The following is an 8,392-nucleotide window of genomic DNA, read 5'->3' on the forward strand; positions in this document are numbered from 1 at the left end:
TAAAATGGACCCTATAGAATGGACACTAAAAAAAGTGCCCTCTATAGGGTCCATTTTTGTATACTTAAAAGAGAAAAATAAGTTGATGCTTGAAGTGGCGTCGCGATGATAACCCAATTTGAGAAATCAGTCAAAAGCCGCTGTCGCTCCTTCTTTTGACAGATTTCACAAACCGGGTAATGCTAGTCGCCAAGTCCTTCAAGCCCATAATCCACATCTATTGCACTTCGTGCAGAAAGGAATCACTGAATGTCGAAATTAACTTTTACACCAAGTCAGGTCCAAATTTTGAAGGAAAACCAATATGTAAAAAATGTTTCTGATAAAAGCATTACTTATACCGACGAGTTCAAACGCCACTTCATTTCAGAAACATTAAACATGAAAACTACTAAGCAAATTTTTATTGAAGCAGGGTTTGATCCGGAAATGATTGGTGATGACAGGATAAAGTCATTTGCGAAGAAATGGCGAAAAAGATATCGTGAAAATGGCATTTTGGCATTGGAAGACACCAGAAAAAATTCTTCAGGCAGAGCTCGAAAGACAGAACTAACACCTGAGCAACAAATTGAAAAGTTACAAGCTAAAATTTCATTGTTAGAACAGGAAAATGAACTGTTAAAAAAATCAGAATGGAGCGAAAGGAGGCTAGAAAACGCTGAAAATATTAGCGATATCTTCGCAAGAATCCATGGGATGAAAACCGACGGTTCTTATACAGGAACAATCATTGATGCATGTGAGCTATTGGGTGTTTCTCGTTCAGGATACTACAATTATATAAAGAATGCGGACAGTAGAAATTCACGAGAAGAGGAAGATCAATTCTGGAAAATCAAAATCGAAGAAGCGTATAACTACCGTGGCTACAAGAAAGGTTCTCGAAGCATTGTGATGTACTTCAAGAATAAATTTGGGATTACGGTCAATCGTAAAAAAGTGCAGCGGTTGATGAGGAAATATAATATCTTCTGCCCTATTCGTAAAGCGAATCCGTACAAGAGAATTGCGAAAGCTACCAAAGAACATAGCACTGTTGAGAACAAGTTAAAACGTCAATTTGATCAGGGGGTAGCCAAAAAAGTTCTGTTAACAGATATCACCTATTTGCCTGGGGCCAATGGCTTTATAGGTTATTTGTCGACCGTCAAAGATGGCGCAACGAAAGAGATTCTAGCCCACTATGTATCTGATAGCCTGAAACTTGATATTTCTCTAAATACCATTAATCTATTGGCGAGCGCCCACGGTGCCACGCTGCATGAAGATGCCTTTATCCATTCAGATCAGGGCGTCCATTACACTAGTCCTAAATTCCATAAGAAGTTGGCTGATAATCATTTAGGTCAGTCCATGTCAAGAAGAGGTAACTGTTGGGATAACGCTCCGCAAGAGTCGTTCTTTGGACATCTGAAAGATGAAATAGATTATAAAGATTGTGAAAATCTGGAAGATTTACGGGCAATTGTAGATGATTACATTGACTATTACAACAACGAACGCGGACAATGGAATCTAAAAAAATTGCCCCCTGTTCTTTACAGGGAGCAAATATTATTGGGTGCTGCATAAGGTGTCTTTTTTTAATGTCCTTGACAATGGGTCCATATTATTCGGGTCATCTGCTGTTCAGGGGTGTTTTTCTTTTTGTCGCCGTTTTTTGCCGAAATCGCCGCAAGCTTGCGGGGCCGAATTCCTCACATGCGGAAATAGGTTCCCCAAACATCCGCCAAAAAGGCGGCGGCGTCCGTCTGGATCGCCAGTTGGAAGCGTTCCATCGCCGGTACGGCGGTGCGGTTGATCAAAACCGCAAAGGGACCTTTGAAATAATCGATGAAAGCCGCTGCCGGATAGACATTCAGCGAAGTCCCGATGACGATCAACATATCCGCATTCCGGATGGCAGTCCTCGCGTTCTGCATGGCGTCTTCATCCAACGCTTCCCCGTAGAGGACGATATCCGGCCGCACCATTTCCCCGTCAGCATCGCGCTGCATGCCATCCTCATCCATGCGGACCAGCGCTTCGTCCATCCTTTCCATCTCATCCAGGCGGCGCCATTTCGTGCCGTTGCCGTGCAATTCGATGACGTTCGTGCTGCCGGCCAACTGATGCAGGTTGTCGATGTTCTGGGTGACGACCGTCACATCCTTCCCCAGCTTCTCCAAGTCGGCAAAGAAACGGTGTCCGGCATTCGGTTCCGCTTTTGAAAAATCAAAATACCGGGCATAATTCTTGAAGAAGAGTCGCGGATAGCTGCGCAGGAATCCGATGCTGAGCGTTTCTTCGCCAGAAAAATAGTTGCCGCTCAAGGCATCGAACAAGCCGCCCGCAGAACGGAAATCCGGTACGCCGCTCTCCGTGGACATGCCTGCCCCCGTGAACGCCACGATGCGTCTCGACTGTTTGACCATCTGTGCAAATTGTTCTTTCTCATCCATCTTATCTACTCCCTTTCGCTTGGCTCAGCCTTTTTCTGTATCCATTATAGCTTTTATCGTCCCTTCTTTTCCTCTTATTGCCCATTTTTTCTTTATAAAGCCGCATGACCGTCTGATCCAATAGCTTTCATCATCCTTTCAAAAAACACTTTCCGGCTGTTCCCCTTGCGTTGTTCCGTTAATCGTTTTAATATATATAGTATACAAAATACATATCACACACTATATGTTGTGTTAAAAGGTATAAATAAAGGAGTGATCCGCATGGATACAGCAGTGAACACCATTTTTAAGACCGGATACGAAAAACTGAACAAGGACATCGAGCGTTTCCCCCATGTTTTCCCGATTACCGAAGATATGCACATCACCTATGAAGGGGTGGCGCGTCTGGTTATGCTTGACCGTTATTCCTATAAGGATACGAAGAAGACGACCCTATCCGAAGGCGACCTGGTCCTCTTGACGGTAAAGGAAGATCCGACCTACCCTGCCCGCGGAACCGGGATCGTCCTTTCCATCGATCCGGAAGAGCATACGGCACGCATCAAGGTTTCGGAAGAATTCCAGCATAATATTGAAGACTTCGACGCGGAGGAAGGCGGCATCGTGACGCGCCGCATCATCACGCTGGATAAACCGTTGGAATTGTTCTACGAACAGATCGCCATGCGCAATGCCCATGGTCTATCCGAAGTCGAGAACACACCGGAACTGCGCCACGAAGCCTTCCTGAAATTCTACGAAGAACAAAAGGCTCTGAACTTCATCCCGGCCGGCCGGGTACTCTACGGAGCGGGCTCCGGTACCGATGTAACCTACTTCAATTGCTACGTGATGCCTTTCGTGCCCGATTCCCGAGGCGGCATTTCCGATCACCGCAAAAAGGTGATGGAGATCATGAGCCGCGGCGGCGGTGTCGGATCGAACGGTTCCACGCTGCGGCCCCGCCACACCCTTGTGAAAGGCGTCAACGGCCGCTCTTCCGGTTCCGTTTCCTGGATGGATGACATCGCCAAATTGACCCATCTGGTCGAACAAGGCGGTTCCCGCCGCGGTGCCCAGATGATCATGCTTGCCGATTGGCACCCGGACATCATGGAATTCATCATTTCAAAAATGCAGAACCCCCGCATCCTGCGCTACATCATCGAAAATTTTGAAGACGAACAGATCCGCATGCTTGCGAAAGACAAGCTGCATTTCACGCCGTTCTCGTCAAAAGAAATCAATATGTACACGGGCATCGTGAACTATAAAAACATCTCCGGCCATGGCGGTTTCGACCACTCCGTGATCCATCATGCCGAAAAGAAATTGCGCGACGGCGGAACCTACACCGTCAACAACCCTGAGTTCCTGACGGGCGCCAACATTTCCATCTGCATCACCGACGACTTCATGCAGGCCATCGAAGCGGATGCGGATTACGCTCTCCGTTTTCCGGATGTGGAAAACTACGGCAAGGACGAAATGGCCCACTACGACGCGGAATGGGTGAACTGCGGCGATGTGCGCGAATGGGAAGAAATGGGCAACGCCGTCCGGACCTACCGCATCATCCGTGCCCGCGAACTCTGGAAATTGATCAATGTCTGCGCAACCTATGCAGCAGAGCCAGGCATCTTCTTCATCGACAACGCCAACAAGATGACCAACGCCAAAGCCTACGGCCAAAAAGTCGTTGCGACGAACCCATGCGGGGAACAGCCATTGGCTCCCTACTCCGTCTGCAACTTGGCAGCCGTCAATTTGGCGGAAATGGTCAACAAGGACTTGCGCATGGTCGACTTTGCGAAGCTGGAACAGACGGTCCGCACCGGGGTCCATATGCAGGACAACGTCATCGATTCCACGCCTTACTTCCTGGAAGAGAACCGGAAACAGGCCCTCGGTGAACGCCGCGTCGGTCTGGGAATCATGGGCTTGGCCGACATGCTGATCTATTGCGGCGTCCGTTACGGTTCGCCGGCAAGCTTGCAGTTGATCGATCAAGTCTTCGAAACGATCGCTGTGGCTGCCTATGAAGAAAGCATCGAATTGGCCAAAATGCGCGGCAGCTTCCCGTTCCTGGTCGGCGAAACCGGCAAGGAAACCCAAATCCTGCGGGAACGCTTCATCAATACGGGCTTCATGAAAAAAATGCCGGACCATATCCGTGAAGGCGTCCTGAAATATGGCATCCGCAACTCGCACTTGCTGACGGTTGCCCCTACCGGTTCGACCGGTACGATGGCAGGTGTTTCGACCGGATTGGAACCCTACTTCTCCTTCATCTATTACCGAAGCGGACGTCTGGGCAAATTCATCGAGGTGAAGGCGGAAATCGTCCAAGAGTACTTGGACCGCAATCCCGGGGCGGATCCGAACCAACTGCCCGACTATTTCGTCGCCGCCATGGCGCTTTCGCCGGAAGAGCATGTGGATGTGCAGACGACCATCCAACGCTGGGTGGACAGTTCCATTTCGAAGACGGTGAATGCGCCGAAAGGCTACACCGTGGAGCAAGTGGAAAAAATCTACGAACGCCTTTACGCCGGTGGAGCAAAAGGCGGGACCGTCTATGTCGACGGCAGCCGCGATTCGCAGGTGCTGACGCTGAAAGCCGAAGAAAATATCCGTGACGAGGACATCCAGGAGGAGCAGGCCCTGAAAGTGAACAAGGACAAGACTTTCCTGGTCGACTCCATCGCGGATCTGGAATCGACCGACGTCACCATCGGCAATGAAATCGGCGACACCTGCCCGATCTGCCGTCAAGGGACGGTCGAAGATCTGGGCGGCTGCAACACCTGCACAAACTGCGGTGCGCAGCTGAAATGCGGATTGTAAGATTTTGAGTAATGCAAAAGAAAACCCGATTCAACCGGCTGAATGCCTCTGAATCGGGTTTTCTTTTGCCTGCCGGCGAATTGCTGCCAGAGTGCAGGTTAACGCCATAACCGGCTTTCGTCCCGCCTATTTTTTGAATACCATCCCCGGATAGATTTTTTCCAAATAGGAATCCGGGTATTTTTTATCCAAATACATTTCAAAACTGTTCGTCGGAGCGATAGCCATCAAACGTTCTTGCTGTCTTTTCACCGCAGCTGCAGAGATGAAGATGTCATAACACAAAAAACTGAAAATGAGCCAAGTGAGGATGATGCCTTTTTTATACGGAAAGCTCTCAATCAACCGGTTAGTGACGGGATATAACCATTTCAGGGCAACCGCTCCTCCCAATCCCCAGGCAAGCGAAAACAACAGATTAACGCGTCCATTGATATTGAAGGGCATGGCCTTATAATCCCAAGAGGTAGCGCCAAATACGCTTTCCTGCAAAAAACTGGCCACATATTCAAAAATGGTCCCCACCAAGAAGCAGAGGAGGAACAGGTGCACAAACTTCTTCATTTTCAGTTTCTCCGCGCACAAAATAAGAAAGATGGCTCCCATACCATAGACCTGACTGAACGGCCCATAAATAAGGCCCTGCCTATTATAAAAATAACCATACTCTATCAAGTTCGCGGTGGTCTCAAAAACATAGCCGTAGATGCTGAAGAAAACGAAAATCCAAACGAGTTTATAGAAATTCATGCCTGACGCGAAAGATTTCTCCTGTTTTTTTCCCGAATACTTCATCCCGATCCCCCCCCTTCCCTTCGAATCCGGAAATACATTGCTGCAAACGCCAAGGCGATCCAATCATCCCTGATTTTTATGATAAGGCCGATAAACTTGCCTACCATCCTATACACTTAAATTATAGCCCACTCCAACGCGAGATTCCAATTTCATCAAGGGGGTCAGGGAGAACGTTTTGCCATTGCGGAAAATAATAAGCGGGACAAGCCCAATCTGCCTCGTTGAAAGAAGCAACGTTCCTTGCACTAGCCTTCAAATAAGCACACTGCGCAAATATCAGATGCATTTCACGAAACGTGTGCTTCGCCGGGAATTTCGGTGCCTTCTGTTTGGTTTTCCCCGGCGAGCGATGCCTCATCGATAATTCCAATATCATCTAAAGGCAGATTACCGGTGAGGGAGGCCTCATCGGGAAATCCAGTCTTTTCTAAAAGCAGATTACCGGTGAGGGGCTTCGCCGGTAATTCCGAGCTCAAGCCTTGACGCATATGCTGATGCGGCTCTTACTATAGAACATTGAAATTTTCTTGATACGCAAAAAAGGACACAGGCGATTCATCCCGAACGGATCGCCTGTGTCCTTTTTTCTACGCATCTTATCCGAGCGAAATCATTCCGCATCCGGCCCTTTCGGTTTCCCTGCTTCCACCAATACTTGGTCCCTCAAGGCGAAGAAAGCTATGAAAACAAGGAGCAGGCCCGAGACGACCATGAGGATTTCGATCGCCATCCTGTCCGCCAACGGCCCGAATACAAGCATCCCCAAAGGCATCATCAAGGTCGCAATCATGCTCTGGACACCGAAAACGCGGCCGAGAAAGGCCTCTTCCACCTCCTCCTGCAAAAGAACCGTGCTCGGCGCACTGAGGAAGGGAATCGCCACGCCGATGACGGCCATCAGGAAGAGATAGATCCAAAAATTGGGGATGATCCCCATCCCGAAGGTGCACACCCCCATGATGGCGATGGCGAAGGCGATGGAATGGATCCGGTTCTTGAAACCGCCCCAGGATGCGACCAGCAGGCCGCCCGCCATCATCCCGACCGAGAACGTGACCTCGATTGCCGTCAACCGCCAAACATCCTCCCCGAACGTGCGTGCCACCTGCAGCGGCGAAAGGAAGGATACCGGCGCGGCCATCAGAAAGGCCAGCGAAAAGTAGAGGAACAGCTTCCTGATGAACGCATGATTTTTGATGTAAACGAAGCCGAGCTTCAGATCCTGGAAATAGTTGCTGGCCTGCTCCTGGCTGGCCTTTGCGTGTGTCGGTACCTGCAGAAAAAACACCATAATCAGGATAGCCACTATCGCCGTCACCACATCGATGAGGAAGATGGCTTCCATGGTCACCGCGTTCAGCAGTACCCCGCTGATCATCGGCGAAACCAGCATGACGACCGCCTGGATGCTGCCGTTCAGGCCATTGATTCTGGTCAGTTCTTTCTCCGGCACAAGCTGCGGCAGGATGGCGCTGACAGCCGGCATCTGGATGCCCGACCCCAGCGCGCGGATGGCCGATGCCGCCAGCAATACCCCGATGGATCGCTGTCCCACCAAAAACAGGACAATCAGCACCAGCGTCGAGAACGCGATGACCCCATCCGACAGGACGATCAACCGTTTGCGGTTGTAGCGATCAGCCCATACCCCTGCGAACGGCGAAATAAAAAAGGTGGGCAAGAAGCCAAAAACGACGGAAAGCGTCATGATGACACCGGACTTCGTGGTCAAGGTCAGATACCAGAGGATGGCATATTGCACGATGGAGGAGCCAAAAAAGGATATGGTCTGGCTCCCCAGAAACATGCCGATATCCCTCTGCCAGTTTGCATATCTATTATTGTTTTGTTCCATAGTATACACCCTCTTTCTTCCCGCCAATCAAACGACTTAACATATGTTTTATCTCCAATCAGACAGAAGACTCCTGCCTCAAGGAATGATAGGGGCATAGCCCAATGAGTAGGCGGAGATGAATGTCGGTAGGCGTCAGCCTATTTGTTTGTCGAAAAATCTTTTCCCTTCCTACACCTTCGCATTTGATAACGAACACACGTTCGTTTATAATGTATGATATAAGGAGGTGAGCAGCCATGATTATCCACAAAGCGTACAAGTTTCGACTCTATCCCTCGGAGGCCCAACAGATTTTGATTGGGAAGACCATTGGCTGCTCCCGTTTCGTGTTCAACTATTTTCTGTCCGAATGGAACCAATGTTATGAGGATACAGGCAAAGGGCTAAGTTATGGCGCCTGTTCAGCCAGCCTGACTGCGCTTAAAAAGGAAACAGACACGCTGTGGCTGCAGGAAGTGGA

At 49.3% G+C, this 8,392-nt stretch carries 7 protein-coding genes; 3 read left to right on the plus strand and 4 right to left on the minus strand.

Going from position 1 to position 8,392, the window contains the following annotated elements:
- Positions 1-249: 249 nt before the first annotated feature.
- Positions 250-1,575 (plus strand): IS3 family transposase, encoded by a 1,326-nt coding sequence (locus BM101_RS13425; RefSeq protein WP_093399856.1) that lies wholly within the window; start codon positions 250-252, stop codon positions 1,573-1,575.
- A gap of 125 nt (positions 1,576-1,700) precedes the next feature.
- On the opposite strand, the gene BM101_RS13430 is transcribed toward BM101_RS13425, so the two are convergent.
- On the minus strand, positions 1,701-2,444 hold the full coding sequence (locus BM101_RS13430) for an NAD-dependent protein deacylase (RefSeq protein ID WP_087033995.1): 744 nt from the start codon (positions 2,442-2,444) through the stop codon (positions 1,701-1,703).
- 264 nt (positions 2,445-2,708) lie between these two features.
- Between BM101_RS13430 and BM101_RS13435 the strand changes: the two genes are divergently transcribed.
- A complete protein-coding gene (locus BM101_RS13435) occupies positions 2,709-5,276 on the plus strand; it encodes a vitamin B12-dependent ribonucleotide reductase (RefSeq protein WP_087033994.1) in 2,568 nt (855 codons plus the stop codon).
- A 126-nt stretch (positions 5,277-5,402) separates the two neighbouring features.
- Here BM101_RS13435 and BM101_RS13440 read toward each other — a convergent pair whose 3' ends face one another.
- From BM101_RS13440 to BM101_RS13450, 3 genes are all read right to left on the minus strand, one after another.
- Complete coding sequence (locus BM101_RS13440) at positions 5,403-6,071, minus strand: putative ABC transporter permease (RefSeq protein WP_087033993.1); 669 nt, start codon at positions 6,069-6,071, stop codon at positions 5,403-5,405.
- A 290-nt stretch (positions 6,072-6,361) separates the two neighbouring features.
- Positions 6,362-6,562, minus strand: coding sequence for a hypothetical protein (locus BM101_RS13445; RefSeq protein ID WP_087033992.1), 201 nt, complete (start codon positions 6,560-6,562; stop codon positions 6,362-6,364).
- A gap of 122 nt (positions 6,563-6,684) precedes the next feature.
- Positions 6,685-7,929: an MFS transporter gene (locus tag BM101_RS13450; RefSeq protein ID WP_087033991.1), complete on the minus strand. Its 1,245-nt coding sequence runs from the start codon at positions 7,927-7,929 to the stop codon at positions 6,685-6,687.
- A gap of 239 nt (positions 7,930-8,168) precedes the next feature.
- Here BM101_RS13450 and BM101_RS13455 point away from each other — a divergent pair.
- Positions 8,169-8,392 (plus strand): helix-turn-helix domain-containing protein (locus BM101_RS13455; protein ID WP_177194533.1); only part of this gene is annotated, 224 nt, incomplete at its 3' end.

Source organism: Trichococcus palustris, from assembly GCF_900114465.1.
Lineage (GTDB): Bacteria > Bacillota > Bacilli > Lactobacillales > Aerococcaceae > Trichococcus > Trichococcus palustris.